Origin of the sequence: Streptomyces sp. GS7 (genome assembly GCF_009834125.1) — a bacterium.
In the GTDB taxonomy this organism is placed as follows: domain Bacteria; phylum Actinomycetota; class Actinomycetes; order Streptomycetales; family Streptomycetaceae; genus Streptomyces.
Genome location: NZ_CP047146.1, coordinates 4,105,505 through 4,132,097, shown reverse-complemented (window position 1 = coordinate 4,132,097; position 26,593 = coordinate 4,105,505). Strand labels below are relative to the sequence as shown.

Here is a 26,593-nt window from a genome sequence, read left to right as displayed (position 1 = left end):
AAACGGGTCGAACGGCCCGGGCCCCGGAGAGAGGTCGGCTCCCCCTGGTGCGCCACAAGCGGAACGGCTGCTACTGTCCGGTAGCGGGCCAACTCGTCGCCGATCCAACGCCTTTGACTGCGCAGAGTGGACCGCTACACTCCCTGTCTCAACGGCGGTAGGCGGACCGGTCAACGCGCCGAAACCTGGAGAGAATCATGACGAGAGACATGCGGCCTCCCGCTCCACCCCCATCGGCGCCGACCACCGGCCACGGATTATCGGCCCCTTTCACTAAAGCCGGCGACCAGCCCTTGTGCGACCCGGCAGGCGAGCCCGACTTTGCGGCGATCCAGGCCAGCCCGGAGTTCACCCGGCTTCGCCGACGGCTGCGGCTGTTCGTCTTTCCGATGAGCGCGCTTTTCTTTTGCTGGTACCTCACCTTCGCCCTGCTGTCCGCCTATGGTCATGAATTCATGCGGCGCAAAGCGGTCGGCGAGATCAATGTGGGGACCCTCTTCGGCCTGCTGCAATTCCTGTCCACGATCATGATCGTCGTGACCTATGCGCGCTTCGCCAAGAGGCGGCTCGACCCCCAGGTCGACCGGATTCGCGAGCAGGTGCGGGCCGACGCGGAGGGTGGCAGAAAGTGATGGTGTCGATCGCGGTCGGCACGACCGGCAGTCCGACGCTCAACGTGACCGTATTCGTCGCCTTCGTCTGCATCACCTTGTACGTGGTCTACCGGGCCAGCGGCAGCAGCCCCACCGCCTCCGACTACTACGCGGCAGGCAGCGGTTTCAGCGGGATGCAGAACGGCATCGCGCTGTCCGGCGACTTCCTCTCCGCGGCCTCCTTTCTCGGGATTTCGGGAGCAATCGCCGTCCACGGCTACGACGGGTTCCTCTACTCCGTCGGATGGTTGGTCGCCTGGCTGGTTGCTCTGCTGCTCATCGGCGAACGGCTGCGTAATACCGGCCGGTTCACCGTGGGCGATGTGATGGCCTTCCGGATGAAACAGCGCCCGGTACGGGCGGCGGCGGCCAACGCCACCTTGGTCATCACGTTCTTCTACATGCTGGCCCAGATGGCCGGCGCCGGCGGTCTGATCGCCCTGCTGCTCAATGTGCACAGCAAGGGCGGGCAGGCCCTGGTCATCACGGCCGTCGGCATTGTCATGGTCTTCTACGTCCTGGTCGGCGGCATGAAGGGCACGACCTGGGTGCAGATCATCAAGGCCACCCTGCTGCTGCTCTGCGTGGCCTTCATCAGCGTCTTCATCCTCGGCAAGTTCGGCTTCAGCTTGTCCGGACTGCTGGAGCATGCGGCGCAGAAAAGCCCCTTGGGCGAGCGCTTGCTGGAACCAGGCGGCTGGTACGGCCAGAACGCGATGGGCAAGCTCGACTTCGTCTCGCTGGCCCTGTCGCTGGTCCTCGGCATCTCCAGCCTTCCGCACGTGCTGATGCGCTTCTACACCGTGCCGGACGCCAAGGAGGCACGCAGGTCGGTGGTGTGGTGCTCCTGGTCGATGTTCGCGTTCTACCTGGGGATCCTCATCGTCGGATACGCCGCCACCGCACTGGTGGGCTCGGACAAGATCTTGGCCGCCCCGGGCGGGGAGAACTCCGCGGCACCGCTGCTCGCCTTCCGGATCGGCGGCGCGGTGCTGCTCGGCGTGGTTTCCGCGGTGGCCTTCGCCACCATCCTGGCGGTGGTCGCCGGTCTGACGCTCGCCGCTTCCGCGTCGTTCGCGCACGACGTCTACGCCAACGTACTCCGGCACGGCAAGGCGGACCCGCGGTCCGAAGTACGGGTCGCCCGCCTGACGGCGATAGTGATCGGTTTCCTGGCCATCATCGGCGGCATCGTGGCCAACGGGCAGAACGTCGCCTTCCTGGTATCGCTGGCCCTGGCGCTCGCCGCGTCCGCGAACCTGTCCACCATGCTCTACTCCCTTTACTGGAAGCGGTTCAACACCACGGGGACGCTGTGGAGCATCTATGGCGGGCTGGTGTCCGGACTGCTGCTGATCGCCTTCTCACCTGCGATGTCGGGCACACCCACGTCCATCGTCAAGGGTGTCGACTTCCACTGGTTCCCGCTCACCAACCCGGGCATCGTGTCGATTCCGCTCTCCTTCCTCTGCGGATTCCTGGGCACGGTACTCAGCAAGCAACCGGCGGATCCCGACAAGCAGGCGGAGATGGAGGTACGAGCACTGACCGGCATCGGCGCCAAGCGCTAAGGGCTTGCAGATCATTAACACGTTGTCTTGATCATGCTGCTGGGGTCGCCACTCAGGGCTCGCACCCGAGCCTGGAGGGCTGTGAGGGCGGAGGGTGGGGTGGCTGCCGGCGAGATAACGATGCTGTGCGCCTTGAGCAGTGTCCTGATCTTCAGCAGGGTGCGGTGCATGGCGGTGCGACTGCTGCCGAACAGCACGGCGAGGGGTTCCGCGGCCAGGGCGACCCGCAGGTGAAGGAGGGTCGCCAGGACCTGGTCGGGGAAGGTGAGTCGGGGCCGGCGTCCGCGCTTGACGTCGCCATCGACGGCCAAAGTGTCTGTGAGATCGCTCAGTTGCTGCCGGGACATGCCGGTCAGGGAGGGATCGGACAGTAGAGCATGGTCCCACTCCGGGGCCGGCTTCTGCGGAGCCCGGGGTGGGGGTGTGCAGCGCCAGGGAGCGCGCCCAAAGTGGCGGAACGGCTTGTTCAGAAGACCTCCGCATGTGCGCCACACCACAGTATGGTGAACTCCGGAATCGCCGCCGGTGGTCTGCAGTGATACGCCTCATCGCTGCGATGGTCCGGTGGGGCTGCACGGGGGCCGGGGGTGAGGGCCCTGGTCAGGGGGTGTCGTGTGGGGAGTGCAATCCAACACCGATGGTACGGCCGTGGTCTCGGCGGAGAACGGACCAGGTGGCCCGGACTGCCTCAAGCCTTGAGACACCGTCCCTCGAAGACGACTGGGCGCGTCGCCACCTGACAGAGCCACAGCTCGACCGGGCAGACCACTTCCTCCACCCGATGGCGAACACGTCAGCGGCTTCGCCGCCCCGTCGGGATCTGCGCTGCTTCCCGGCGCCTTCGAGAAGAGTCGTGCGCAGGAGACGTGCACACCGTGCACGGACGCGCCGTCGTTCCGGTTAGTCACGTCACACCAAAATTCTCCCACCGACAGCGCAGCCCGTGGTCCAACCAACTGGACGGGTGTCCCGCATCCCCCACGTCGGCCAGCCAGCCGCCCGGCGCGGCGACGTAGGAAGGAACACTCATGGACAGTCGAGCCCGAGTCTCTCCAGCGGCACGGAAGATCGCCACACTCGTCGCCGCCGCATCCGCAGGAATGGACCATGCAGCCGTGGCCGCGGAGGCAGCCCGACGTCACCCGCACATGCAGGAAGCACGGCTCGCGACGCTCCTGGCTGAAGCCGTCGAAGGCGGCCTCCTCACACGCAGCGGGGACCGCTATACCTCCACCGCGGCCGTCGGCGCCGACGCGGCGACATCCGACCCTTCTGAAGACTCCACCGCTCCCCCGACGGCCGCAACTTCCGCACCACACTTCGAGGTTCCCGCCCACGCCCGCGGCGGGCAAGTCACCCTCTGATTGCGGGTCCAACCCCGGTCCCGATCGTCCCTCGGACGTGTGTCCGGCAGGGCGATGGCGCTTCACCCGCGCGCAGGATCGGCAGGACGGCCGCGGCCGGGACTCAGGCGTGCGTCGAGGGACCAGGCGCCCGCACCGACGATGAGCAGGAAGAGGCTGCCGCACAGCTGGGCGAAGTCCAGACGGGCCTCGTGGGCGAAGTCCCACCAGCCGGACTCGCCGTGGAACAGCCCGGAGCCGCCCCACAGGATCCCCAGCTTGGTGATCAGCAGCGCGCCGAGCATGTCCACCACCATCGGCACCGCCGCAAGCCGGGTGAGCAACCCGGCGAGGATCAGCAGCCCGCAGAGGATCTCGAAGACCCCGTCCAGGGCGGCGAGGAAGTCCGGGGCGGGGATGTTGGCCTTGTCGAAGCGGCCCGTGCCCAGCGCATGCTCGCGCAGGAACTTCAAGATGCCCTCGACGAGAAAGACCGCCCCCACATACAGGCGGATGAGCACCACCGATCGTGGCGCGGTGGTCCCGATCAGCTTCGCCACCCAGGTACTGAGCTGGCTCATGCTCGTGGGCCCCTTCACCTCGGTGACATATCGGACACCGATATCATCCCGCGCCCCATCCGCCGACGTACGGCGTTGCGCCCACCCGGCGTAACCCACCAGGGCTATGGCGAACGACGCGAGGCGAGGACCGCCCGCACCCCATGTGCAGCGACGCCGACGGCCAGAACCACCGCGCCCAAGATCACCGAGGACGCCGGCAGGGCAAAGGCCAGGACCAGACAACCGACCAGCCCGGCGATCGGAATGACGCGAGCCGGACGCCCCTCCTCTGGTGTGAGGGTCCAGGCGGAGGCATTGGCCACGGAGTAGTAGACCAGCACTCCGAAGGAGGAGAACCCGATCGCCCCGCGCACATCCACCGTCGCCGCCAGCACCGCCACCACCGCGCCGACCGCCAGCTCAGCGCGGTGCGGCACCTTGAACTTCGGGTGGACGGCGGCCAATACGTGCGGCAGATGCCGGTCCCGTGCCATCGCCAACGTGGTGCGCGAGACACCCAGGATCAGCGCGAGCAGGGAGCCCAGCGCCGCCACGGCGGCGCCGACCCGCACCACCGGCGCCAACCAGCCGACGCCCGCGGCCCGCACGGCGTCCGACAGCGGAGCGGCGGCCTCGGCCAGCTGCCGCGGGCCGAGCACGGTGAGCACGGCGATGGCGACGATGGCGTAGACGGCCAGGGCGATGCCAAGCGCGATCGGGACGGCACGGGGAATGGTCCTCGCCGGGTCCCGGACTTCCTCTCCGAGGGTGGCGATGCGCGCATACCCGGCGAAGGCGAAGAAGAGCAGGCCCGCAGCCTGGAGCACCCCTCCGAAGGACGCGTCGCCGCCGACGTCCAAGCGCCAGGTGTCCGGGGAGCCGGAGGTCAGCGCGGCGATCACCACGGCAGTCAGTACGGCCAGCACAACGGCCACGATCACCCGGGTGAGCCAGGCGGACTTCTGCACGCCTGCGTAGTTCACCGCCGTCAGCACCACCACCGCCGCCACCGCGACCGCATGAGCCTGCCCCGGCCATACGTACGAGCCGACCGTCAAGGCCATCGCCCCGCAGGAAGCGGTCTTGCCGACCACAAAGGCCCACCCGGCCAGGTATCCCCAGAAGTCACCCAGCCGCTCGCGGCCGTAGACGTAAGCACCGCCCGAGGCCGGGTAACAGGCAGCGAGCCGGGCGGAGGAGGTGGCATTGCAGTAGGCGACCACGGCGGCCAAGGCCAGGCCCAGCAGCAACCCGGAACCGGCTGAGCGGGCGGCCGGCGAAAGGGCGGCGAAGATACCCGCACCGATCATCGAACCCAGACCGATCGCCACCGCATCGGAGAGCCCGAGCCGCCGCTGCAGCTCGTCCCGTTTCCCTGCGGGGAGCAATGGCTTGCTCATGCCCAGCTCCCTCAGCAACCGTCCTGCGGCTCTCGATATCGGAAGACGATATCGGAGGCCGCCGCCCCGGGGCAGACATCGCAGCCACAGGGGAGCCGGCACCGCTCATCCTGTCCGCCGGCCGCCCGGCACCAGCCAGCCGCGGTGGATGCCCTACCCGGCTCAGGTCGACGACATCCGTCTCCTGCGAGACGCGGAATCGCCCCAAACCGCTTGGCCCGTGCGGGCACTACACGTTTCCCGTCAGCCACCACGATCGCTACGGCGTCGTGGCAGCGGCTTCGCACGACAACCGCGTCGCCGACCACATCCTGCGGCGGGTGGGCTTCGAACGACTGGCCGGCAACAACCTCCAAGCCCCCGCCGAGCCGCACCACGACTCAACCCGCCGAGGAACAAGCCGTCCGATCCCCGCGCGCCGCGCAGTACGACGTCACGTCCGCCGCGACATACCACCTCAATCGCCACACCCCACCCGCCCCCGAACACAACTTCCTCGGTCGGATGGCGAACCGCTCCGCCGCAGTGGGGCCGGCGCCGGGAGGCGCCCTTCGCTTCCGCCCGCGCCCTCGATACCGATATCCGGGCTGCCCGCGGCAATGGGCCTCGGGACCGAGGTTGTCGATGATGCCGCACCGTGCTCAGGCCACCGACAGCTCCCGGCCCGTGCAGCCGCCGCACCTCAGCAGCGACCAGCCGCCACTGTCGCCTGACGCCCGCCCTCCGCCATCCGGCAGCCGGTCCGCGCCCGCTAACGCCCCTGCCTCGAAGGGGCCTTCGCAATGAGCCTCCCCCACACGGGGAGCGGCGTCACAGCCTCCTCAGCGTGCGGCGCCGGTCGCTTCCGCGACGGACGCGGCATCCTGGCCGTCCCGGCATCCCAACGCCGGCTCACGAGTTGCCAAGCACAAGACACGCAGCAATGCCGGCTTACGCATTTTCTTCTCCGATGCGGTCTTTCTCGCCGTCTCCGGGAACCCTGAGCCGGAGGCGGGGAGAGACCCGCATGCGAAGAGCGAGGCATGTCACACACGGTCGTACAAGGTGGCTCCCGATCCCGCGACGGGCGCGCCGTACGCCAGGGCGGGGTGCACCCTCACAGCCTGCTCCGGCCGCACGACTTCGCTGGCGGGCTGGTCGAGGGCCTGGCTCGCCGCCCCCTTCATGCGGCCGCCGAGTCGCTGCGGTGCGTCAAGCCCGCCGATCGCCCCGTACGACGGCGGGGACTCCCCTGCGCTCACCGCGCGTACGGTGCTGTCGGTCAGCTCGGCTTGGCGTACCGCCCATCGCGGGGGCGCCCTCGCGGATGCCGAACCGTCGACGCCGACGGCGATCCGGCCCTTCTCCCTCGTTTGTCCGCTCCTGACCGCCTCTGCGTTCTTGCCCCAGCGTCCGGTTCGTGGTGACCACGACGCATAGGGCCATCGGCCTACGGCAGCGGAGCCGGTCGGCCCCCGCGGAGCCGTTCGGCCTCTGTACCGGACGTGGCAGCCGCCCGACGATAGGCGTTGGGTGCCGTATCCGGGATCCGCGCAGCCTCGAAAGGACTCGATCCCGGTTGACCCCGATGAGGCGGTGAGGCGGATGGATGCACCACTGGTCGTCGGCACCGACGGTTCGGACGACGCGCTGCGCGCGGTGGACTGGGCCGCCGACGAGGCAGCCCTCCGCGGCTGCCCACTCCACCTTCTGCATGCGTCGTTGTGGGTGCAGTACGAGGATTCCGCGCCGTCCGTCGGACGGTATCCGGAGGCGCGGCGACATGCCGCGGCCAGGAGCGTGGCGGCCTCCGCCGAGGAGCGGGCCCGGTTGCGGCAGCCGGAGGTAGCCGTGTCCGCCGTGGTCCGGGACGAGGACCCGGTCTACGCGCTGGTCGACGAGAGCGACCGCGCCGCCATGGTCGTGGTCGGCAGCCGGGGGCACGGCCTCTCCGGGGTCCTGCTGGGGTCGGTGAGTGTGACCGTCGCGGCCCGTGCCCACTGCCCGGTGGTCGTAGTGCGAGATGGCGCTGGTGAAGTCCCCACGAGAGGAAGGTGGGTACTGCTCGGACTCGGAGCGCCGGAGCGGACACCGGAGGCGGCGGATTTCGCGTTCATGGAAGCGGCACTGCGCGGCTGCGGGGTCACCGTGCTGCACGCCCGTATGCGCCACGACGGGGAACACGCCGCACCGCGCGTCGGTCTCTCCGCCGATCACCGGGCTCAGGGTGGTCAGCGAGCCGAACAGTGGCTGGACGACGTCCTGGCACGGTCCGTCGCGGGACACCCAGGCGTGCCGGTACGCCGCATCATCGTCGAAGGTCGGGCGCATCCGGCGCTTCTCCGGGCCGCGGCGAACGCGGAACTGCTGGTGCTCGGCGCCCGCCGACGTCGGGACCCGCTCGGCCCCCAACTCGGGCCCGTCAACCATGCGATGCTCCGCCAGGCGCCGTGCACCATCGCGATCGTCCCCGTACAGCCGAGCGGCGGGTGAGAGCGCGGGCCGTCCTGCTACCCGCATATCGCGGTGTGGTGCACCCACAGACCAAGCGGATGACTCGGGCACTGCGCGACTGGCGTGCGTCGGCTGTCGCCCGCCGTGCCCTGTGCCGGGAGGGACCGGACGGCCCTCTCCTCGTGTCCCCGTCCGGACCTTGGCGCGATGGTCCGCGTCGCCGAAGATGGCATGTACGCGGAATGGTCCTCCGCTGCTGGGGCGGGCGTCTCCTGGGACGGCCCACCCCAGTTCCACGGACCGATCGAAGCGGCCGAGAGAACCCGCTGGCCCTGAGGAGACGGGCGCGGTCCTGCTTGGCAGCAGAGCCGGAGTTCCGGGGCAGCCTGGTGAGGGACCGTCCGGCACTGGCGCGGTACCGGGCGCCGTGGTGACGTGGATGGCATACGAGCCGGGTACCGGTCCACGAGCTCGGCACCCGGGGCACCGTCAAGATCCCCGGAGAACCGGAGGGCTGCCGTGCGGTACGTCGGAGGCCGGGGACGAGACCAGGCAGCACGGACCGCAGAGGATCGGCGTCCGCTCGCAACGGTGTTGCTGATCGCGACGACGGCCGCACTGGTCTGCGGCAGCGTCGCGTGGTCGGCCGGCCGGCCGGACGTTGCCGATGCGTGCTGGGCGGCCGGAACGGTGCTGGCCGTCGTCCCCTCCGTGGTCTGGGTCGTTCGCGCGCTGCGGCAGGGGCGGGCGGGCGTCGATCTGATCGCGGTGCTGGCACTGGCCGGAACTCTGGCAGTGGGCGAATACTTGGCCGGTGCGCTGGTCGCCGTGATGCTGGCGACCGGACGGACGCTGGAGGCCACGGCTACCCGTCGGGCCTCCCGCGATCTGCGTGCCCTGCTGGAGCACGCCCCGCGCTCGGCACGGCGCCGACGCGGCCGGGAGATCGCCACCGTGGCCCTGGACGAGGTCGCCGTCGGCGATGTGATCGTGGTCGGCACGGGTGAGGTGGTTCCGGTCGACGGAACAGTCGTGACCGGCGCCGCGACCCTGGACGAGTCGGTGCTCACCGGTGAGTCGGCGCAGGTGGAGCGGCGGACCGGCGACGGTGTACGCAGTGGCGTGGTCAACGCCGGCGGGGTCTTCGAGGTGACGGCCATCGCGACCGCGCGGGACAGCACCTACGCGGAGATCGTGCGGCTGGCCGGGCAGGCGGGTGCGGAGAAGGCGCCTGCGGTGCGTCTCGCGGAACGGTACGCCGCCTGGTTTCTGCCGCTCTCGCTGAGCTTGGCGGGCGTGGCCTGGGGGGTGGGCGGTGAGGCCGTCCGGGCGGTGGCCGTGCTGGTCGTGGCAACGCCCTGCCCGCTGCTGCTGGCGGTGCCGGTGGCCGTCGTCTCCGGCATGTCGCGAGCGGCCCGGCGGGGTGTGATCGTGCGGGACGGCCGGGCACTGGAATCGCTGGGCCGGGCTCGCACCCTGGTGATCGACAAGACCGGCACGCTCACCGCGGGACGGCCCCGGGTCCTGGAAGTGGCCACGGCGTTCGGCGGCCCCTCCCCTACCGACGTCCTGCGGCTGGCCGCCTCGGTCGACCAGGTCTCGGTGCACATCCTGGCCGAGGCGATCACCCGGGAGGCACGCGACCGCGGCCTGGTCCTGTCCCCGCCCACCGATGTCACCGAGGAGCCGGGGCGCGGTGTCACCGGCACGGTCGACGGCTGCCGGATCGCCGTCGGGAAGACCGATCTGGCATCGGCGGAGCTTCCCCGCTGGGCCCGGACCGTGGACAACCGCGCTCTCCTCGACGGGGCCACGGTCGCCTGGGTCACGGTCGACGGCACGCTCACCGGTGCCGTCCTGCTGCACGACCCGCTGCGCCGGGACGCGCCACGCACCGTCCGGCGGCTGCGGGCGGCCGGGCTGGCCAGGCTGCTGCTGCTCACCGGGGACCGGCCCGAACCGGCCCGCCAGGTGGGGACGGTCCTGGGGCTGGACGACGTCCGTGCCGGGCAACTGCCCGCCGACAAGGTCCGGGCCGTGAGGGAGGAGTGTGGGCGCGCCGTCACCGTGATGGTCGGCGACGGTGTCAACGACGCTCCGGCCCTGGCCGCCGCGGACGTCGGTGTCGCCATGGGGGCACGCGGCGCGACCTCGGCATCAGAGGCCGCCGACATCGTGCTCACCACCGACCGGGTCGCCCGGCTCGCCGACGCGATGGACATCGCCGTGCGCACCCGTCGGATCGCGGTGCAGAGCGCGGCCGGCGGCATGGTGATGTCGCTGGCGGCGATGGTCGCGGCGCTGCTGGGACTGCTGCCACCGGCCGCCGGTGCGCTCCTCCAGGAGGCCATCGACGTGGCCGTCATCCTCAACGCGCTCCGCGTCGTGCTGCCGGCCCGCGGCACCGGCGGCCCGCCCCTCGAACCCGCGGCCGAGCGCCTCATCCATCGCTTCGCCGCCGAACACGAGTCCCTGCGCGGCACCTTGGACGCGATCCGTGAGGCGGCCGGCCTGCTCTCCACCGACCCCGGTCCGCGTGCCCTGGCGGCCGTCCACCAGGTCGACCGGCTGCTCACCGAGCGGCTGCTCCCGCACGAGTACGCCGAGGAGCACCAGCTCTACCCCGCGCTCAACGCGCAGTTCGGCGGCCCGGACGCCACGGAGACCATGAGCCGCGCTCACACCGAGATCGCACGCCTCGCCCAGCGCATCGCCACGCATCTCGCGCTCGCCGACGCGACGGGTGACCTGCTGCCGGAGCAACTCGACGATCTCCGGGCGTCGTTGTACGGGCTTCACACCGTGCTGCGTCTCCATTTCAGCCAGGAGGAGGAGAGCTACTTCTCGCTCTCCTCCTGACGCCCGCGGGGCCCTACAGCCGACTGGCCGAATCCCCCAACCACCGGCCCTCACGACGTGATCGTCAGGACCTCCTCCACCGGCCGGCGCGGGGTGTGCGGCCCCTGGGGGCCGTATCCCAGGCGGAGGATCATCTGGACGTAGCCGGTGCCGGAGACCGGCTCGCGCAGCAGCCAGCGCAGGTCGGGCCACTCCAGCGGCTGCGTGGCAAAGGAACTCACGAGCCCCTGGCAGGTGGCGAGGAGCAGGACCCGTTCCAGTGCCTGGCCGGCGCGGAGCCAGTCGGCGGGGCCGTCGCGGGTGGTGCTGAGGGAGGCCAGTTGCGGCCGTTTCTCGAAGTCCGCGTAGGCACGGCCGGGAACCGCGCGCCGGCCGGCGAAGTCCCGTACGGGGGCCGCACCACCACGTTTGGCAGGACCGAAGGCGTATTCGGGGATGCCCTCCACAGGCGATTCAGCGGAGGCGTCGTGGGTCCATCGACGCTGTTCGACTTCCCGGCCGTCGTCCATGCGGTCGTACCCCTCGGCGTGCAGGACGAGGTCGAGCACCGCCTCGCGGTGCGGGGTGGTCAGGAACGCCAGCTGGGCCCCTTCCTGGGACGCGGCCTCGACGAGGGCAGTGCGGAGGCTTTCCGGGATCCGCCGTTCGGTGAAGGGGTACCGGCTGGTGTGCCGGTCGGGGATGGCGGAACAGAGGTCGGAGAGGGCTGTGTCCAGGGGCTCGTGCGGTACGTCGAAGCGCACGGCCGCAAGGAGCCCAGGAGTCTGGGGAGCCGGCAGCAAAGTGGTTGCCGTGCGGTGGCCGGCATGCGCGGCGGCGACGCGCAGGTTCAGCAGGGCCGCGCCGCAGCCCAGGTGCAGCCCCCGGGTGCTGGGGTCGGCCTGCGGCATCGCGCGATCCAGGTCGGCGGTGAGAAGCATGGTGCGCGACGCCCGGGAGTAGTCGAAGTGCCACGGCTGGGCGTTGTGCATCGAAGGCGCGGCGGTGGCGTCGGCCACCAGCGACGCTACGGCAGTGTCGTCGAGGGTGGGGTGGGTGAGCACCGGGGACCTCCCGGGCGGATCGGGACCGCGGCCGGACACGCCACGGACGGGGAACCGGCAGTTGCCCTTCCAGCGTCGCGGTGCGCCGTCGGTGGCATCAGGGGCCATAGAGCCCTGGACGGGGACCGGTCGGCTTTCCAGGGACGGCCGGCTGGGGGGGTGGGGCCGACCGGCTCATGCCGGAACGTGCACCGCCCCGGCCACGCTTGAGGTGTGGCCGCACCACCGGCCGCCGCGGCGGAAGGAGCCGGAGATGGAGCACCGCACGATAGGTGAGCTGATGACCCGCAAGGTCGTGAGCGTGCGCCTCGACACTCCGTTCAAGGAGATCGCGCAGACCCTCGCCGACAACGCGGTGAGTGCCGTACCGGTGCTCGACAGCCTCGGCAGGCCGGCCGGCGTCGTCTCGGAGGCCGATCTGCTGCGCAAGGCCGCCGACCGGTCCGATCTGTCCGGCAGGACCCCGCTGCCGCACCTGGAGGCCTGGGAGCGGGCGCGGGCGGAGGGCCGCACCGCCGGTGAGCTGATGTCGGCCCCGGCGGTGTGCGCCCATCCCGACTGGACGGTGGTGGAGGCGGCGCGACTGATGGAGGTACAGCAGGTCAAGCGGCTGCCCGTGGTCGACGAGACGGACATCCTGCTGGGCATCGTCAGCCGCGGCGACCTGCTGCGCGTCTTCCTGCGCAAGGACGACGCGATCCGCGAGGAGATCACCCGCGAGGTCATCGGACGCACTGCACGCCTGGGTGCCGCGGGCATGACCGCCGAGGTCAATCGGGGACAGGTCGCCCTGCACGGCACGGTCACCGACCTGCTGCTCGTTCCCGTGCTGGTGCGGATGTGCGCGAGCCTTGACGGCGTGGTGTCGGTATCCGAGGACCTGAAGCCGGAGCCGGCCGGCGGCGGCCCGTCTGGCGGGACAGACGAAGGACGAGCAGCAGAAAGCCGGTCGTCCTCATGAAGAACGTCATCACCGTCGGTGTGGACGGTACGCCCCAGGCCCTGGCGGCCGCGCGGTGGGCGGCGCACGAGGCGCAGTTGCGGCAGTCCCGCCTGCGGCTCCTGACCGCCTGGCAACCCCTCACGGCGAGGCCGCGGGGCGCACCCTGGGCGCCGGAAGTGCCGCATTGGCCGGACCCGATCATCGAGGAGGCCAGGTCCGCGGTCGAGTCGGCGCAGCCCGGGCTCCCCGTGGACGTGGCTCTGGTGCGCGAAGAGCCGCTGGAAGCCCTGGTCGAAGCCGCCGGGCAAGCGGATCTGCTGGTCCTGGGGTCGCGGGGGCTGGGACCGGCGGCGCGCTTCGCGCTGGGGGAGACCGGACTCGACCTGGTGCCACGGGTCGCGGTTCCGGTCGTCCTGGTGCGGGCCCGCCAGGACGGCCCGGCGACCGAGGGCGGCAACAGCGTCGCGGTCGGTGTCAGCCTGCACGCCCCCAGCGAGGGGCTGCTGGCCTTCGCCTTCGAGACCGCGGCCCGACGAGCCGTCCCGCTCCGCGCCGTGCACGGCAGGAACCTGCCGCCGTTCGCCTACGACCGGGGCGGTGCCGTGGAACGGGCCGCCGCGGAAGAAGCTGCCCGGATCGCACGCGAGGAACTGTTCGAGGCGCTGCGCCCGTGGCAGGAGAAGTTCCGGGACGTGCGGGTCGAGGAGCAGGTGGTGATGGAGAGTCCGGCGCCGGCCCTCCTGCACGGCGCCGCGGCTGCGCAGCTGCTGATCGTCGGCCGCCGGCACATCGGCCACGCGGTCCCCCGCATCGGCCACGTCGTCCATGCGGCCGTCCACCACGCCCCCTGCCCCGTCGCGATCGTGCCGCACGAGTAACAACCCTGTCCGCACGGACGGGGCCGCACCCGCTGGAAGAAAGGATGTGTGCGCGATGACGACCGAACAGGCACCCGGATCCGGCGCCGCGCCGGGTCGGCCCGGCAGCGATCTGGGCCGGCGCGCCGCACTGCGCCGGCAGCAACTGGGGCTGACCCGCGAGGAGGTCGCGACCCGGGCCGCCGCCTCACCGGGGTATGTGCAGTACGTCGAGGAGCACACCGCCGAACCGGACATCGGGTTCCTGCTGCGCCTCGCCCACGCCCTCGACACCACCGTCGCAGACCTCACAGGCGGAACCGCCGACCTCCCGGAGGGCCTCGGCAAGGCCGCGGCGCACCCCGAGGTGCTGGTGCTCGGCCCCGCCGAATGCCGCGAACTGCTCTCCACGCACGGCATCGGCAGAGTGGCCGTCACCATCGGCGACACCCCCGCCGTCTTCCCCGTCAACTACACCGTCGTCGACGACGTGATCGCCTACCGCACCCACGCGGACTCCGGCCCGGCCACAGCAGCCGGCCACGAGGCCGCGCTGGAGGTGGACCACATCGACGACGCCTTCAGCCAGGGATGGAGCGTCCTGGCCGTCGGGCCCGCCGAAGTCGTCACCGGCTTCTACGAGTCCCGCAGGTTCGAAGAGCAGGCGTACTCGGCCCCCTGGGTAGGCGGCGGCCGGTACCAGTGGATCGCCATCCGGCCGACCCGCCTCAGCGGGCGCCGCATCCGCGTTCCCGGGGCGCCGACACCCCCGACCGGGAGCACCGAAGCGGACGCGTGAACCGGCCGGGCGCGCCGTGCGGAGACCGCCCCGGCGCGAGCCGCGGCACGTCGACAGGCCCGCGGAAGCTACCCGATGGGCGGTTCCGCCAGGACGCACCACGAGACCGCGCCGAGCAGTTCGGACAGCCGCCGGGAGACGTCCATCAGCAGGTCGTCCAATGCCACCACACCCACGAGCCGCCCCCTGTCCAGGACAGGGAGCCGGCGGACGGCCGAGCGGCACATGGTGCGGTACGCGGCATCCACGTCGTCGCCCGGAAGGACGGCATGGACCGGCACCGTCATCACGTCGCGGACCGGCGCGGTCGCGCTCCGCTCCTCGCCCAGACCGCGCACGGCCAGGTCCCGGTCGGTGACCATGCCGAGGACCACCTCGCCGGACACCACGACCACGCACCCGACGGTGCGCTGCTGCATCAACCGCGCGGTGTCCCGCAAGGTGGCATCGGGAGCAACCGTGACCACCGGCACACGCATCACGTCGCGGACCCGCATCACGTGCCTCCTCACAGGGTCCAACCCACTGTCGCGCGCCAGCGCCGGCGGGGCTGTGGGCCGGTCGTCCCCGCCCGCCGCCGAAGGGCCCCACGGGCAGCGATCCGCAGACGGCCACCACGAGCCGAAACGGCCGACGGCGCAACGGCCTTTCGGACCGCCGGACCGGGCCGTCCGGTTCTGTCCCCGGGCGCACCGGTCTGCTGTGCTGGAAGTCGGTTCCGCTGCGCGCACGCGGGCGTCCCGTCGGCGCGACGACACCGGCGCGGTGACGGCAGCGGCGTGGAAGGAACGGCCCCCCATGTCCGAGACCACAACCACCGATCTGTACGAAGTGACGATGGCGCTCTCCTATCTGCGCGAGCGGATGACGGAGCCGGCCACCTTCAGCTGCTTCGTCCGCCAACTACCCCCCGACCGGGGCTTCTTGGTATGCGCCGGCGCCGAGTCCGCCCTGAGCTATCTGTCCCGGTACCGCGTCGGTCTCGACGACGCCAAGGCGTTCGCGGAGGCGCTGGGACGTCCGCTCCACGATCTGATGCCGCTGGTCGGTACGCGGTTCACCGGTACGGTGCGCGCGGTGCCCGAGGGTCGCGTCGTGCTGGCCGGAGAGCCGCTGATGGAGGTCACCGCACCGCTGCCGCAGGCACAGCTCGTCGAGACGTGCGTGCTCAACCACCTCAGCCACCAGACCATGGTGGCCTCCAAGTGCATCCGGTGTGTCATCGCCGCCCAAGGGCATGCGGTCGTGGACTTCTCGCTGCGCCGCACCCACGGGACGGCCGCCGGCCTCCAGGCGGCCCGGCTGGCCGCCCTGACCGGTTACGCGGGCACCAGCAATGTCGCCACGGCCCGTGCCCTGAACTTCCCCGCGGTCGGCACCATGGCGCACTCGTACGTCGAAGCCTTCGAGAACGAGGAGGCGGCCTTCACCGCCTTCGCCCGGTGCCATCCCGGCCCGGTCACGCTCCTGGTGGACACCTACGACACCGAGTCCGGTGTGGCCGTTGCGGCCCGCGTCCTGCGCGCCCTGGGCCGCGCCGACGGCTCTGCCATCCGCCTGGACAGCGGTGACCTCAAGGAGCTGTCCTTCCGTGCGCGGGCCGTCCTCGACGCCGCCGGGCTGACGCAGGTACGCATCATCGCCAGCGGCGGCCTGGACGAATTCGCCGTGCACGACCTCTTGTCGGCAGGGGCACCCATCGATGTCTTCGCCGTCGGGACCCGGGTGGGAGTCAGTGCCGACGCCCCGTACCTGGACTCCGCCTACAAGCTCGTCGAGTACGACGGACGTCCGATGATGAAGCTGTCGTCGGCCAAGGTGACGGCTCCCGGCCGCAAGCAGGTCTTCCGGCGCCGCGGCTGCGCCGACGTGATCGGCCTGGCCGACGAGACGCCCCCGGTCGGCAGTGTGCCGCTGCTGGAGACGATGATGCGCGGCGGGGCGCGGTGTACGTATCTGCCTCCGCTGGAGGAGGTCCGGCGTCAGCTCACCGCGGAGGTGGCACAGCTCCCGGCTGCGGCCCGGGAAATCCGGTCGCCGGTACCGGTACGCGCCACCGTCTCGAAGCCGCTCGCTGCGCTGACCGTGCGCGTCCGGCAGCGGATCGAACGTGCGGTGTTCGGCACAACCCCTGTAGGGCGTTCGGACCACGTGTCCGGTTGAGGCCGTACGCAGTTGCCGTGGGAATCGTTTACAGCGGTGTGGGCGGGGTGCTCGCGCTCGTGGCGCCGAGGTCGACCAGACGGCGCCGGGTGGCCAGGAGCCGGCGGGCGACGACGTCGAGGACCCGGCGGGTCACCACCAGCCCCAGGACCGGGTCCGCCTCGCACAGCGCGCGTACCCGGGTCGCGTTGAATTCGTGGGCCCGCACGAGGGTGAACGCCTCCGCCCCCATCCGCCAGCGGTACGGCGGCACCAGCCACGACCAGCCCAGCAGGTCGCCCGGGCCGAGGACGTCGACGACCGCCGGCCGTCGGGTCGGCATCCGGAGGTCGAGATTGACCGAGCCGGTGCGGATGATCCAGAACCGGTCCGCGGCGCCACCTTCCTCGAAGATGCGGGTGCCTTCCGCAAAGGACACCTCGTGGGCGAACGCCAGCAGCCGTTCCCTTCCGTTGGGCGGGAGATGTTGCAGCAACGGGGTGGTGGTCATGGCGGCTCTCCTGGTTGCCGACCGTGCCGCGTCAGGAGCGCCGCGGCCCAAGTCATCCGGTTGCGGCGTCCGTTCGCCCTGTCTGCGGGTCATGAACGGGCCGGCCCGCGCAGGCGAGCCGGCATCCGACGGCAAGGAGAACCGCCCACTTCTCGCGGGCCCTGATTGCGCGGTGCGCGGTCTCGCTCCGCTCCTCCGCGTCTGCCGTCCTCCCTGTCACTTTCAGTGAACCGCACGGAGGCGCCGCGCACGAGTTCCGTCCGGTCCCATCCCATGGGCCGGACGGCCTTTTCTCGGGGCAACTCGCCCCATAACGCAGACAGGGCGCCTGTGGCACGTTCGGCACAGGACATCGTGGTGCGCGCGCAGAGGCGGTGACGGCAGTGAAGGCACATGTCGGCGATCAGCTCGTGGTCGAGAGCCCGACCACGGGCGCCACCCGCCGGGACGGGGAAATCGTCGGACTCCACCACGAGGACGGCACCCCGCCCTATGACGTCCGCTGGTCGGACAGCGACCAGATCACGATCTTCTTCCCCGGTCCCGACACCCACGTCCGGCACCTCGAAGGCCCTTCGGAGGCCGCCTCGGAGCACGGCTTCACCGAGCGGGGAACGGGCGGTGGCACCTGATGCCCGTCCTCGCGCAGCGACTCCGCGGAGGTGTGACATGGGCGGCTCGGTCCTCGTAGGACTGGACGGAACCGGGAACAGTGTGCCCGCGGTGCGCTGGGGCGCCGAGGAGGCGGCGGTACGGAACCTCCCCCTCCACCTCCTGCACTCCTGGGTCTCCCAGCCCTGGCCGGCCTCCCCCACCTGGGGCGAAGCCGAGAAGCACCGGTACGGAGCCGCGGTGCTCAGCCGGGCCGAATCCCTGGTCCGCCAGGTGCATCCGGGAATCGCGGTGACGGCCGAGCAGGTCTCCGAGGATGCGGCGGACGCCTTGGCCGAACGCAGCGAGGCGGCGACACTCCTGGTGCTCGGATCGCGCGGGCACGACACGATCTCCGGATTCCTCCTGGGCTCGGTGAGCCTGCGGGTGCTCGGGCGCGCGCAGTGCCCCGTGGTCACGGTCCGCGAGGAGGAACAGTCCATCGGCCCCGGCCCCGAAATCGTCGTCGGCGTACAGGAGTTGGGCGCCGAAGGCGACGCCGTGCTGGACTACGCGTTCACCACCGCCGCGGCCCATCACACGGCCCTGCGAGCCGTACGGGCCCGGCCGCCCGACACCCCCCGCGGCGCCCCCGCCACCTCGCCGGACGCGACGGCCCCCACGGCGAGCGGCGACGAGGAATTGCTCTCCGCGAGCCTGGCCCTGTGGCGGGAGAAGTTCCCCGACGTGCGGGTGATCGAGGAAGTCACCGACGGCAGGGCCCTGCCCGTGCTGCTGGGAGCCTGCTCACGGGCCGGACTGCTGGTCGTCGGACGCCGGCCGCAACGCGCTCCCATGCCCCTCGGCCCGGCCGTACTCGCCCTGCTGCACCACTCCCGCTGCCCGGTGGCAGTCGTGCCACGCCTGTGACCCGAGGCGCCCTGCCGAGCGCCATTCACCGCACCATGGAGAAACTGAAGGTACGGCCGCATCGGCGTCACGGCCGACGGAGGGAGGAACGGCGATGGCCGGGTTGCGCGATCTTCTGATGCGTTTCCGTCCGGTCAGCACCCCGGGCCCGGCGATCGCAGGTGTGCCCGCCGACCGCACCGCCGAGCTGGCCGCGGAGCTGACGCCGACGCTGTCCCAGCTGGACCGCACGGCCGTCGAGGCCGAGGCCATCGGCCTCGCCGGGCGTAGCGAGGCCGACCGTATCCGCCGAGACGCCGCCCGGGACGCGGACGCCATCACCGCGCGTGCGGACGACCTGTTCGAACGTGTGCGTTCCCGGGCCGCCGAGCGGCGGCAGGAACTCGGCCGCCGCGAGGCCGACGCGGTCCGTGCGGAGGGAGCGCGCGCCGAGGCGGCTCTGAGGAGCCGGGCCGCGGCGCGGATCCCGTTCGTGGCGGACCGGCTGACCGATGAGGTACGCCGCCAACTCGGCCTGCCCGGCCTGCGGGCCGGGCGCCCTTCGGGTTCCGAGGAGCGGGGCGGCGGCCCGTGAGTGCCGCATGGGTGGCCGGGGTGACACGGGCACGCGGCCTGCTCACCCGGTGCCCGGGTGAGCCCGGTGCCCGTCGGATCGCGGACGCCGGATCACTGGACGCGGCGCTGCGCCACTTGGCCACCACGCCCTATCGAGGACGCCTGACCACGGACATGTCGTTGCCGGCAGCGCAGCGGGCGGTCACGGGCACCCTGCTCTGGCATCTGCGGGTGCTCGCCGGCTGGCTGCCAAGGCGCGGGGTGGACTGTCTGCGTCTGCTGGCGGCCGGCTTCGAGATCGTTAACATCGAGGCCCGCTACCGGCTGCTCAGCAGCGGCGTGGCGGAGCCGTCCCCGTATGAGCTGGGGGCTCTCGCCACCGCCTGGAACAGGGTCGCCCGCGCCGCACGGCCGAAGGAGCTGCGGACCGCGCTCAGCACGTCACCGTGGCGCGACCCCGGCGGGACGGCGGCCGAGCTGGCGGTGGGGCTGCGGCTGACCTCGGCCGCCAGGACCGCGGTACGGGTGCCCTGCGCTGCGCGCTGGTCGGCGGGCCGGGCCGCCCTGCTCGTCGCACGGGAGCGGTTCGTGCACGGTCGGGCGCTGCCTGCCTCGGCCATTGGTCCGGCCGCTCAGCTCCTCGGCTCCGCCCACCGTGCCCCCGACTTCCGGGAGTACCTGCGCCGGCTTCCGGCGCCGGCCCGGTGGGCGCTGCGCGGCATCGACGAACCGGCCGCTCTCTGGCAGGCGGAGGGGCGGTGGTGGCGGGATATTGAGCAGGACGGGCTGACGATGGCGCGCCGTACCCGGTACGGCATGGATCCCGTCGTTGGCGCGGTCGCGGTTCTGTCGGCCGATGCGTGGCGCACCCGCGGCGCGCTGGAACTGGCCGCGAACGGCGCATCCTTCCAGGAGGGCTTCGATGTCCTGGTCTGAGTCCTTCTCCCCGGTGGCCATGCAGCGCGTGGCGATCGTCGTTCCGCAGGTTGCAGAGCGGGACGCGCTGGTGTGCCTCGCCGATGCCGGCTGCGTGGATCTCGACCGGACCGGCGGTCCCGGACACCGTGTGGGTACATCGCGCCAGGGCCCCCGTGCGGGCACGGTTCCACCGGCGCTGGCCGCCACCGCTCCCGACCTTCGTGCACTGGAGGAAGCCGGGCGCACGGACCTGATGGCCGGGGAGGAGCAGTTGGCGGTGCGGCTCGACGACGCGGTCCGCCGCGGGAGCGTGGCTGCGCTCGCGGGCTGGTGTCCGCGCGAGGAGGTGGCACCGCTGAGCACTCGGCTGGCCCGGCTCGGTGGCGCGCTCGTGCCAACCGCGGCACCGCGGGGTGTCGATCCGCCGACCGCGCTGCGCCGCACCGGCCCGGTCCACAGCGCATGTACGTCCCTGGTGACGACGTACGGCACCCCTCCCTACGCTGACCTCGACCCCTCCTGGGCAGCCGCGGCCCTGTACGCCGTGATGTTCGGGATGATGTTCGGCGACGTGGGGCACGGTGCGCTGCTGCTGCTCGGCGCACTCTTCCTGGCCGTGCGGCGTCCCCGCCGGCTGGCGGCGTGGCAGGGCGCCTGGCCGCTGTTGGCTGCCACCGGGGCACTGAGCATCGTGGCGGGACTGGCCTACGGGGAGTTCTTCGGGCCGACCGGGGTGCTGCCCGTGCTCTGGCTGGAACCGCTGCACAGGCCGGGGCAGCTGCTGCTGTCGGCGGTGGCGGTGGGCGCCGTCCTGCTCTTTCTGGCCTACGTGGCCGGTGCCGTGAACCGGTGGCGCGAACGAGGCTTCTCCGGGGCCCTGTACTCGCTGTCCGGTATCGCCGGCGGCGCCATCTTCGTGGGGCTGATGGGAGTGGCGGCGGGGGCCGCAGGGCACCTGGCGTGGTTGGCGGCAGCGGGAGCCGCGGTGGCGGCGGCCGGGGCCGTCCTCGCCGCAGCCGGCCTCTACGCCGGCACCGCCCGCGGCGTCTCCGGCCTGGTGCAAACCGGTGTACAGCTCTTCGACGGCGTCGTCCGCATCCTGTCGAACCTCATCTCCTTCGCGCGGCTGGCGGCCTTCGGCCTCACCCACGCGGCACTCGGCCAGGTCGTCTGGGCGGGCACCACGGGACTCGCCGGGCACGGACCGGCAGGGGTGGCGGGTGCGGTCGCCCTGTTCGTCGTGGGCAATGCGCTCGTCTTCGCGCTGGAGGCGCTGGTGGCGGGTGTGCAGGCGCTGCGTCTGGAGTACTTCGAGCTCTTCTCCCGGGTCTTCGAGGGCCAGGGCCGCCCGTTCCGCCCCTGGCACCTTCCTGTCTGTCGTTCGGAGGTGGCGTCGTGTTCGCTTGGCTCGTCACGCTGCCCGTCATCGTCGTGATCTGGTGGGCGGTGCGCGTGCTCTCCCGCCGGTGCGGCGGCAGGACCGTACTGCGGTGTGCCGTCGGGGCGAATCTGGTGCTGCTGGCCGGTGCGCTGGCGCTGCTGGTGGTTGCGCTGAGCGGAGGTGCGGCGCAGGCCGCGGCGACGGCTCCGGCCGGTTCGTCGGGCGCAAGTTCCGCGGCGCTGATCGGCGCCGCCATCGCCGTCGCCGGGGCCTCGATCGGCGCGGCGATCGCCGTGGCGTACACCGGTGCCGCGGCCTTGGCCGCACTGAGCGAGCGTCCGGAGCTGTTCGGCCGGGCGATGGTGATCGTCGGCCTGGCCGAGGGCATCGCCATCTACGGTCTGGTGGTCGCCGTGCTGCTGATCGGCAGGGCATGAGGCCATGGGCACGGTCATCGCCATCGGGGAGCGGGCGCGGACCGCGGGGTTCGCGCTGGCCGGTATGGAGGTCCGGTCCGCCGAGGCGCCCGACCGGGTCCGCGCACTGTGGCGGGAGCTGCCCTCGGATGTGGCCCTGGTGATCCTTACTCCTGCCGCCGCCGCGGCGCTGGGCCCTGACGCACTGGACGTGCCCGAGCCGCTGGCAGTGGTGATGCCGCCATGACCTCCGCCCCGGCTGCCGCTGCCGACCCGCTCGCCCCTGTCCGGGCGGCGCTGGTGCGCGCCGCCGACGAGGAGGCCGAGCGGCTGGTGGCCGCGGCGCGACGCGATGCCGAGGCGACCGTCGCCGCCGCCCGGTCCCGGTCGGCGGCCCTGCTCCGCGAGGCGCGCCACCGGGGGCAGCGGGAGGGAGCCCGCGCCGCTGCCGCCGCCGTGGCCCAGGCTCACCGCTCGGCCCGGGCCGGCCTGCTGAAGGCCCGGGCGGAAGCGTACGACGAGCTGTGCCGGACGGTGTTCGCCCAGGTGCGGCGTTGCCGGCGGGAAGCGGCGTATCCCACCGTGCGCGACCGGCTGGCCGGGCAGGCCCGCCGTGTCCTGGGCCCGGAGGCCACCGTCACCGAGCACCCGCACGGCGGCGTGATCGGGACGGCCGACGGCCGGAGCGCGGATCTGAGCCTGGATGCCGTGGCCGGACGTGTCCTGGAGCGCTGCGGCGCCGGAATCGAGACCCTGTGGCAGACCTGACGGCGGCGCCCGGCCTCCGCAAGTCTGCGACCGCCCGCATCCTGCGGGTGGCCGGGCCGCTCGTCGAGCTGGAGAACACGGGCCGGGTCGCCATGAACGACCTGGTGCTGCTCGGCGCGGCACAGCTGCCGGCGGAGGTGGTCGCGATCACCACGTCCCGGGTCACGGTCCAGGCGTACGAGTACACGGGCGGTCTGGCACCGGGGCACACCGGCCGCCCGCTGGGCGTCCCGGTCTCCGCGCGGCTCTCCCCGAGCCTGCTGGGTGGCGTGTTCGACGGGCTGCTCCGCCCGCTGTCCGCCGCCGGGGACCGGCTCACACCGGGCGTCGCCCCGGATCCGGCCCCGGGAGGCGGGCGGTTCACTCCGGCCGTCGTCACTGGTCAGAAGGTGCCCGAGGGAGCCGTCATCGGGGAGGTCGGCGGCACCGGCGGTCCGCGGCCCCGGATCCTCGTACCGCCCGGCTGCGGGGGCGAGGCCACGTACGTGGCCGCCGAAGCGGAGCATCCAGAAGAGGCGGTGCTCGCCGTGGTCGGCGGCACCGAGATCCGGTCGGTGACCAGCTGGCCGGTGCGTCGGCCCCGCCCGGTCCGCGAGCGGGTCCCGGCCGTTGCTCCGCTGACCACGGGACAGCGGGTGATCGACCTGCTCTTCCCCGTTGCGCGGGGCAGCACCGTCGCGGTCCCCGGGGGCTTCGGCACGGGCAAGACCGTACTGCTCCAGCAGATCGCCAAGTGGTGCGACGCCGATGTCATCGTCTACGTCGGCTGCGGCGAGCGCGGCAACGAAATGGCCGATGTCATCGCCGAGTTCTCCGAACTCTCCGACCCGCGCACGGGCGGGCGCCTCGCCGACCGCACCGTGATCGTCGCCAATACGTCCAACATGCCGATGATGGCCCGCGAGGCCAGCATCCACACCGGTGTCACCGTCGCCGAGTACTTCCGCGACATGGGGTACGACGTGGTGGTCATCGCCGACTCCACCTCCCGCTGGGCGGAGGCCCTGCGGGAGTTCGGCTCGCGGACCGGCGAACTGCCCGCGGAGGAGGGCTACCCGGCCGGTCTGGCGTCCGCACTCGCGGCCTTCTACGAACGGGCCGGGGCGGTGACGACGCTGGGAGCTGGTCCCGGCTCGGTGACCGTCATCGGGGCCGTCTCCCCGCCGGGCGGCGACCTGGCCGAGCCGGTCACCGCGCACACCGAACGCTGTGTGCGCTGTCGGTGGACCCTGGACCGGGAGTTGGCCTACGCCCGCCACTACCCCGCGCTGTCGTGGTCGCACTCGTTCTCCCGGGACGCCTCCGCCCTCGCCCCGAGCCGGGCCGGACGGGAGACCGCGGAGCACCGGGCCGCGGTCGCGGGGCTGTTGGCGGAGGCCGACCGCCTGGCGGACCTGGTGGATCTGGTGGGTATCGGCGCACTGCCCGCGCCCGAGCGGGTCAGTGTCCTGGCCGGACGCCTGGTCCGGGAGGGCCTGCTGCAGCAGAGCGCCCTCTCCCCCAACGACGCGCACTGCACCCCGGCCAAGACGGCCGCGCTCGCCGACGCGGTGCTCGCCGTCGTCGAGCGGTGCCGGTCCCTGGTGGCATCCGGTACGCCGCCGGAAGAGGTCGAACAGGCCGATTTCACCGCCCTGTTGCGGGCTCGTGAGGAGGCCGGGCCGGACGACACCGCCACCGTCCGGGCCGCTCGTGATGCCGTGCTCCACGCCCTGGGAGAGCACCGGTGAGCGCCGGCCCGGTGCCGGTCGGGTACACCTCGATCCGGGAGCTGCGCGGACCGCTCGTCGTGGTGGCGGGGGTCGGCGGGGTCGGCTGGGACGAGTTCGGGACGATCACGCTTGCTTCCGGCGAGCGGCGGCACGGTGTCGTCCTGGAGGTGCGGGACGATCTCGCGGTCGTCCAGGTGCTGGAGGGCACCGGCGGGCTGGATCCGACCGGGCTGCGGGTGACGTTCAGCGGCTCCCCGCTGACGGTGCCCGTCGGGGAGGGCTGGCTGGGCCGGACGTGCGACGGCAAGGGGGCTCCGCGCGACGGCGGGCCGCCCGTCTTCGGCCCGGTCTCCGCACCGGTGGAGGGAGTGGCGATCAACCCCGTGCGCCGGCAGCCGCCCGGCGAGCCGGTGCTCACCGGCATCGCCGCGGTGGACGCGCTCACCACGCTGGTGCGCGGGCAGAAGCTGCCCGTCTTCTCCACCGCCGGGCTGCCGCACCTCGAACTCGCGGTGCAGATCGCCGCCCAGGCCACCACGGCGGGCGAACGGTTCAGCGTGGTCTTCGCGGGCATGGGCCTGACCCATGCGGACGCGTTCTTCGTCCGGGAGGCGCTGGAAGAGCGCGCCGCCGCCGGTGAACTGTGCCTGCTGCTCAACACCGCCGACGATCCGGTCATCGAGCGCATCCTCACCCCACGGCTGGCGCTCACCGTCGCCGAACACCTCGCCTTCGGCGGCGGCCGGCACGTACTGGTGATCATGACGGACATGACGTCCTACGCCGAGGCGCTGCGCGAGGTCTCCGCGGCCCGCGGTGAGGTGCCGGCCCGCCGGGCCTACCCGGGCTACCTCTACAGCGACCTGGCCTCGTTGTACGAGCGGTGCGGGCGCATCATCGGCCGACCCGGTTCGGTCACCGTGCTGCCCGTCCTGACCATGCCGGCCGGGGACATCACCCACCCGGTGCCCGATCTCACCGGGTACATCACCGAAGGGCAGATCGTGCTCTCCCCGCAGATCCACGCCGCGGGGGTCTACCCGCCCGTGGACGCCCTGGCCTCACTCTCCCGCCTGATGCGCAAGGGCGCGGGCCCCGGCCGGACCCGCCCCGACCACCTGGACGTGGCAGCCCAGCTGATCGCCGCACTCGCCCGCGCCCGGCAGGCCGGCGAACTCGCCGAACTCGCCGGGGAATCGGCCCTGAGCCCGGCCGACCGGCGCTACCTCGCCATGTACCCCGTCTATCTCCACGACTTCCTGCACCAGGGACGCGACACGAAACTGGCACTGGACGAGTCACTGGAGCGTGCCTGGCAGGTCCTGCTGACACTGCCGCCCAGCGAACTGGGCATGCTCCCGGCGGCGTTGCTGAACGCACGGACCGGCGACGGCACTCCCGGAGCCGTGCCATGACGACAGCCGCTCCTCCCCCCGTCGGCCGGGCCGCCCGCCTGCGGCTGCGCCGCAGCCTTCAGATCGCCACCCGCGGCGCGGACCTGCTCGACCGGCAACTCCACCTCCTGCGCGCCGAACTGGCGGACCTGCGGCGCGCCGAGGCAGCGGCCCGTGACGAGTGGGAGGTACGGCTTCGGGAGGCCCGGACATGGCTGCTGCGCGGGCTGCTGCTCAGCGGGGAGAACGCCCTGCGGACCGCCTCACGCGTCTCGGCCGCGGACATCACCGTCAAGTGGGAGGACACTCTGGGCGTACGGCACCCGGGCCGGAGCACCGTGTCCCCGGGCACCGCAGCCACATCCGACGCCGCTCCCGGCAACACCGCACTGGTGCATGCCCGTACCGCCTACGGTGCGGCGGTCGCCGCGGCCGCGCGATACGGAGCCGCGGCGACCGCGTCCCGTCTCGTCGAGGTCCGGATGCGCACCACGCTGGTGCGGGTCAGGGCGCTGCGCCGGCACCGGATCCCCCGCCTCCAACAGAACCTGGCGGCCGTCGAGCTGGCTCTGGAGCAGTCGGAGCACGAGGACGCCGTCCGGCGGCGGTGGGCGGCGCGGCGCGGCGGAGCCGGCACCGGAGGCTGACCGTGACTGCTTCAATGTCGCCCGGCACGCGCACGCGAGCGCGGCGGGTGTCTCCCTCGTAGCCCGCGGTCATCGGCTCAACCTGGCCGATCGGGCGAAGAGCGCCGGCGGCGAAATGTCCGTCGAGGCGCGGCCGGACGGCGGCACCCGTCTGATCTGGTGGG

Annotated in this window: 24 protein-coding genes and 2 pseudogenes; 19 read left to right on the top strand and 7 right to left on the bottom strand. The window is 72.2% G+C overall.

From position 1 onward, the window contains the following. Window positions 1-197: 197 nt before the first annotated feature. Together GR130_RS18175 and GR130_RS18170 are read left to right on the top strand one after the other, a co-directional pair. Window positions 198-632, top strand: a complete 435-nt coding sequence (locus GR130_RS18175) for a DUF485 domain-containing protein (RefSeq protein WP_159505704.1) — start codon at window positions 198-200, stop codon at window positions 630-632. Beyond that, window positions 632-2,224, top strand: coding sequence for a solute symporter family protein (locus GR130_RS18170; RefSeq protein WP_159505703.1), 1,593 nt, complete (start codon window positions 632-634; stop codon window positions 2,222-2,224). Before GR130_RS18175 ends, GR130_RS18170 begins: the two co-directional genes overlap by 1 nt. A gap of 14 nt (window positions 2,225-2,238) precedes the next feature. Here GR130_RS18170 and GR130_RS18165 read toward each other — a convergent pair. The 4 genes and pseudogenes from GR130_RS18165 to GR130_RS41865 all read right to left on the bottom strand — a co-directional run. Further along, a pseudogene (locus tag GR130_RS18165) lies at window positions 2,239-2,646 on the bottom strand (transposase family protein); the annotation flags it as partial. 1,004 nt (window positions 2,647-3,650) lie between these two features. After that, window positions 3,651-4,148 (bottom strand): DoxX family protein, encoded by a 498-nt coding sequence (locus GR130_RS18160; RefSeq protein WP_159505702.1) that lies wholly within the window; start codon window positions 4,146-4,148, stop codon window positions 3,651-3,653. A 104-nt stretch (window positions 4,149-4,252) separates the two neighbouring features. Further along, window positions 4,253-5,530 (bottom strand): APC family permease, encoded by a 1,278-nt coding sequence (locus GR130_RS18155; protein ID WP_159505701.1) that lies wholly within the window; start codon window positions 5,528-5,530, stop codon window positions 4,253-4,255. A gap of 1,025 nt (window positions 5,531-6,555) precedes the next feature. Beyond that, window positions 6,556-6,771: a hypothetical protein gene (locus tag GR130_RS41865; RefSeq protein ID WP_159505700.1), complete on the bottom strand. Its 216-nt coding sequence runs from the start codon at window positions 6,769-6,771 to the stop codon at window positions 6,556-6,558. Window positions 6,772-7,114: 343 nt separating this feature from the next. Between GR130_RS41865 and GR130_RS18145 the strand changes: the two genes are divergently transcribed. Together GR130_RS18145 and GR130_RS18140 are read left to right on the top strand one after the other, a co-directional pair. Beyond that, the gene (locus GR130_RS18145; RefSeq protein ID WP_159505699.1) at window positions 7,115-8,002 is read left to right on the top strand and encodes a universal stress protein; all 888 of its coding nucleotides are present in this window, start codon (window positions 7,115-7,117) and stop codon (window positions 8,000-8,002) included. Window positions 8,003-8,554: 552 nt separating this feature from the next. After that, window positions 8,555-10,822 (top strand): heavy metal translocating P-type ATPase, encoded by a 2,268-nt coding sequence (locus tag GR130_RS18140; RefSeq protein WP_236573142.1) that lies wholly within the window; start codon window positions 8,555-8,557, stop codon window positions 10,820-10,822. A gap of 50 nt (window positions 10,823-10,872) precedes the next feature. Here GR130_RS18140 and GR130_RS18135 read toward each other — a convergent pair whose 3' ends face one another. After that, window positions 10,873-11,865: an Acg family FMN-binding oxidoreductase gene (locus tag GR130_RS18135; RefSeq protein WP_159505697.1), complete on the bottom strand. Its 993-nt coding sequence runs from the start codon at window positions 11,863-11,865 to the stop codon at window positions 10,873-10,875. Window positions 11,866-12,118: 253 nt separating this feature from the next. On the opposite strand from GR130_RS18135, the gene GR130_RS18130 reads away from it, so the two are divergent. Genes GR130_RS18130 through GR130_RS18120 form a run of 3 tightly spaced genes read left to right on the top strand, consistent with a single transcriptional unit; the run spans window position 12,119 to window position 14,464 of the window. Continuing rightward, window positions 12,119-12,826, top strand: a complete 708-nt coding sequence (locus tag GR130_RS18130) for a CBS domain-containing protein (protein ID WP_159505696.1) — start codon at window positions 12,119-12,121, stop codon at window positions 12,824-12,826. Next, on the top strand, window positions 12,823-13,686 hold the full coding sequence (locus tag GR130_RS18125) for a universal stress protein (protein WP_159505695.1): 864 nt from the start codon (window positions 12,823-12,825) through the stop codon (window positions 13,684-13,686). The genes GR130_RS18130 and GR130_RS18125 overlap by 4 nt, the downstream gene beginning before the upstream one ends. 55 nt (window positions 13,687-13,741) lie before the next feature. Then, window positions 13,742-14,464: a helix-turn-helix domain-containing protein gene (locus tag GR130_RS18120; RefSeq protein WP_159505694.1), complete on the top strand. Its 723-nt coding sequence runs from the start codon at window positions 13,742-13,744 to the stop codon at window positions 14,462-14,464. A gap of 68 nt (window positions 14,465-14,532) precedes the next feature. Here the strand turns inward: GR130_RS18120 and GR130_RS18115 are convergent, their stop codons facing one another. After that, window positions 14,533-14,961, bottom strand: coding sequence for a CBS domain-containing protein (locus tag GR130_RS18115; RefSeq protein WP_159505693.1), 429 nt, complete (start codon window positions 14,959-14,961; stop codon window positions 14,533-14,535). Between the two features lie 301 nt (window positions 14,962-15,262). Here GR130_RS18115 and GR130_RS18110 point away from each other — a divergent pair, with 301 nt between their 5' ends. Then, entirely contained in the window at window positions 15,263-16,627 is a 1,365-nt protein-coding gene (locus GR130_RS18110; RefSeq protein WP_159505692.1) for a nicotinate phosphoribosyltransferase, read from the top strand. Between the two features lie 28 nt (window positions 16,628-16,655). Here GR130_RS18110 and GR130_RS18105 read toward each other — a convergent pair whose 3' ends face one another. Further along, window positions 16,656-17,117: a cyclic nucleotide-binding domain-containing protein gene (locus GR130_RS18105; protein WP_159505691.1), complete on the bottom strand. Its 462-nt coding sequence runs from the start codon at window positions 17,115-17,117 to the stop codon at window positions 16,656-16,658. Between the two features lie 383 nt (window positions 17,118-17,500). Here GR130_RS18105 and GR130_RS18100 point away from each other — a divergent pair. The 11 genes and pseudogenes from GR130_RS18100 to GR130_RS18050 all read left to right on the top strand — a co-directional run. Then, window positions 17,501-17,746 (top strand): annotated as a pseudogene (locus GR130_RS18100) (DUF1918 domain-containing protein); the annotation flags it as partial. A gap of 40 nt (window positions 17,747-17,786) precedes the next feature. After that, window positions 17,787-18,638, top strand: coding sequence for a universal stress protein (locus GR130_RS18095; RefSeq protein WP_159505689.1), 852 nt, complete (start codon window positions 17,787-17,789; stop codon window positions 18,636-18,638). Window positions 18,639-18,756: 118 nt separating this feature from the next. Beyond that, window positions 18,757-19,212: a hypothetical protein gene (locus GR130_RS18090; protein ID WP_159505688.1), complete on the top strand. Its 456-nt coding sequence runs from the start codon at window positions 18,757-18,759 to the stop codon at window positions 19,210-19,212. Next, window positions 19,209-20,129, top strand: coding sequence for a hypothetical protein (locus GR130_RS18085; RefSeq protein ID WP_159505687.1), 921 nt, complete (start codon window positions 19,209-19,211; stop codon window positions 20,127-20,129). Before GR130_RS18090 ends, GR130_RS18085 begins: the two co-directional genes overlap by 4 nt. After that, window positions 20,116-21,546, top strand: coding sequence for a V-type ATPase 116kDa subunit family protein (locus GR130_RS18080; RefSeq protein ID WP_159505686.1), 1,431 nt, complete (start codon window positions 20,116-20,118; stop codon window positions 21,544-21,546). Before GR130_RS18085 ends, GR130_RS18080 begins: the two co-directional genes overlap by 14 nt. Then, the gene (locus GR130_RS18075; RefSeq protein ID WP_159505685.1) at window positions 21,507-21,929 is read left to right on the top strand and encodes an ATP synthase subunit C; all 423 of its coding nucleotides are present in this window, start codon (window positions 21,507-21,509) and stop codon (window positions 21,927-21,929) included. The genes GR130_RS18080 and GR130_RS18075 overlap by 40 nt, the downstream gene beginning before the upstream one ends. Window positions 21,930-21,933: 4 nt before the next feature. Then, entirely contained in the window at window positions 21,934-22,155 is a 222-nt protein-coding gene (locus GR130_RS18070; RefSeq protein WP_159505684.1) for a V-type ATP synthase subunit F, read from the top strand. Beyond that, on the top strand, window positions 22,152-22,676 hold the full coding sequence (locus GR130_RS18065) for a hypothetical protein (protein WP_159505683.1): 525 nt from the start codon (window positions 22,152-22,154) through the stop codon (window positions 22,674-22,676). The genes GR130_RS18070 and GR130_RS18065 overlap by 4 nt, the downstream gene beginning before the upstream one ends. Further along, window positions 22,664-24,406, top strand: a complete 1,743-nt coding sequence (locus GR130_RS18060; RefSeq protein WP_201304919.1) for a V-type ATP synthase subunit A — start codon at window positions 22,664-22,666, stop codon at window positions 24,404-24,406. Before GR130_RS18065 ends, GR130_RS18060 begins: the two co-directional genes overlap by 13 nt. Then, window positions 24,403-25,803 carry a V-type ATP synthase subunit B gene (locus GR130_RS18055; RefSeq protein ID WP_268977924.1) on the top strand — a complete coding sequence of 467 codons (1,401 nt, stop codon included), beginning with the start codon at window positions 24,403-24,405 and terminating at the stop codon, window positions 25,801-25,803. Before GR130_RS18060 ends, GR130_RS18055 begins: the two co-directional genes overlap by 4 nt. Next, window positions 25,800-26,429 (top strand): V-type ATP synthase subunit D, encoded by a 630-nt coding sequence (locus GR130_RS18050; RefSeq protein ID WP_159505682.1) that lies wholly within the window; start codon window positions 25,800-25,802, stop codon window positions 26,427-26,429. The genes GR130_RS18055 and GR130_RS18050 overlap by 4 nt, the downstream gene beginning before the upstream one ends. The last annotated feature ends 164 nt before the right edge of the window (window positions 26,430-26,593 follow it).

Bases quoted from the DNA above. Each gene is read 5' to 3' on its own strand.
- GR130_RS18175 (WP_159505704.1), top strand. From the start codon at position 198: ATGACGAGAGACATGCGGCCTCCCGCTCCACCCCCATCGGCGCCGACC.
- GR130_RS18170 (WP_159505703.1), top strand. From the start codon at position 632: ATGGTGTCGATCGCGGTCGGCACGACCGGCAGTCCGACGCTCAACGTG.
- GR130_RS18160 (WP_159505702.1), bottom strand. From the start codon at position 4,148: ATGAGCCAGCTCAGTACCTGGGTGGCGAAGCTGATCGGGACCACCGCG.
- GR130_RS18155 (WP_159505701.1), bottom strand. From the start codon at position 5,530: ATGAGCAAGCCATTGCTCCCCGCAGGGAAACGGGACGAGCTGCAGCGG.
- GR130_RS18145 (WP_159505699.1), top strand. From the start codon at position 7,115: ATGGATGCACCACTGGTCGTCGGCACCGACGGTTCGGACGACGCGCTG.
- GR130_RS18130 (WP_159505696.1), top strand. From the start codon at position 12,119: ATGGAGCACCGCACGATAGGTGAGCTGATGACCCGCAAGGTCGTGAGC.
- GR130_RS18125 (WP_159505695.1), top strand. From the start codon at position 12,823: ATGAAGAACGTCATCACCGTCGGTGTGGACGGTACGCCCCAGGCCCTG.
- GR130_RS18120 (WP_159505694.1), top strand. From the start codon at position 13,742: ATGACGACCGAACAGGCACCCGGATCCGGCGCCGCGCCGGGTCGGCCC.
- GR130_RS18115 (WP_159505693.1), bottom strand. From the start codon at position 14,961: ATGCGGGTCCGCGACGTGATGCGTGTGCCGGTGGTCACGGTTGCTCCC.
- GR130_RS18110 (WP_159505692.1), top strand. From the start codon at position 15,263: ATGTCCGAGACCACAACCACCGATCTGTACGAAGTGACGATGGCGCTC.
- GR130_RS18105 (WP_159505691.1), bottom strand. From the start codon at position 17,117: ATGACCACCACCCCGTTGCTGCAACATCTCCCGCCCAACGGAAGGGAA.
- GR130_RS18095 (WP_159505689.1), top strand. From the start codon at position 17,787: ATGGGCGGCTCGGTCCTCGTAGGACTGGACGGAACCGGGAACAGTGTG.
- GR130_RS18090 (WP_159505688.1), top strand. From the start codon at position 18,757: ATGCGTTTCCGTCCGGTCAGCACCCCGGGCCCGGCGATCGCAGGTGTG.
- GR130_RS18080 (WP_159505686.1), top strand. From the start codon at position 20,116: ATGTCCTGGTCTGAGTCCTTCTCCCCGGTGGCCATGCAGCGCGTGGCG.
- GR130_RS18070 (WP_159505684.1), top strand. From the start codon at position 21,934: ATGGGCACGGTCATCGCCATCGGGGAGCGGGCGCGGACCGCGGGGTTC.
- GR130_RS18065 (WP_159505683.1), top strand. From the start codon at position 22,152: ATGACCTCCGCCCCGGCTGCCGCTGCCGACCCGCTCGCCCCTGTCCGG.
- GR130_RS18050 (WP_159505682.1), top strand. From the start codon at position 25,800: ATGACGACAGCCGCTCCTCCCCCCGTCGGCCGGGCCGCCCGCCTGCGG.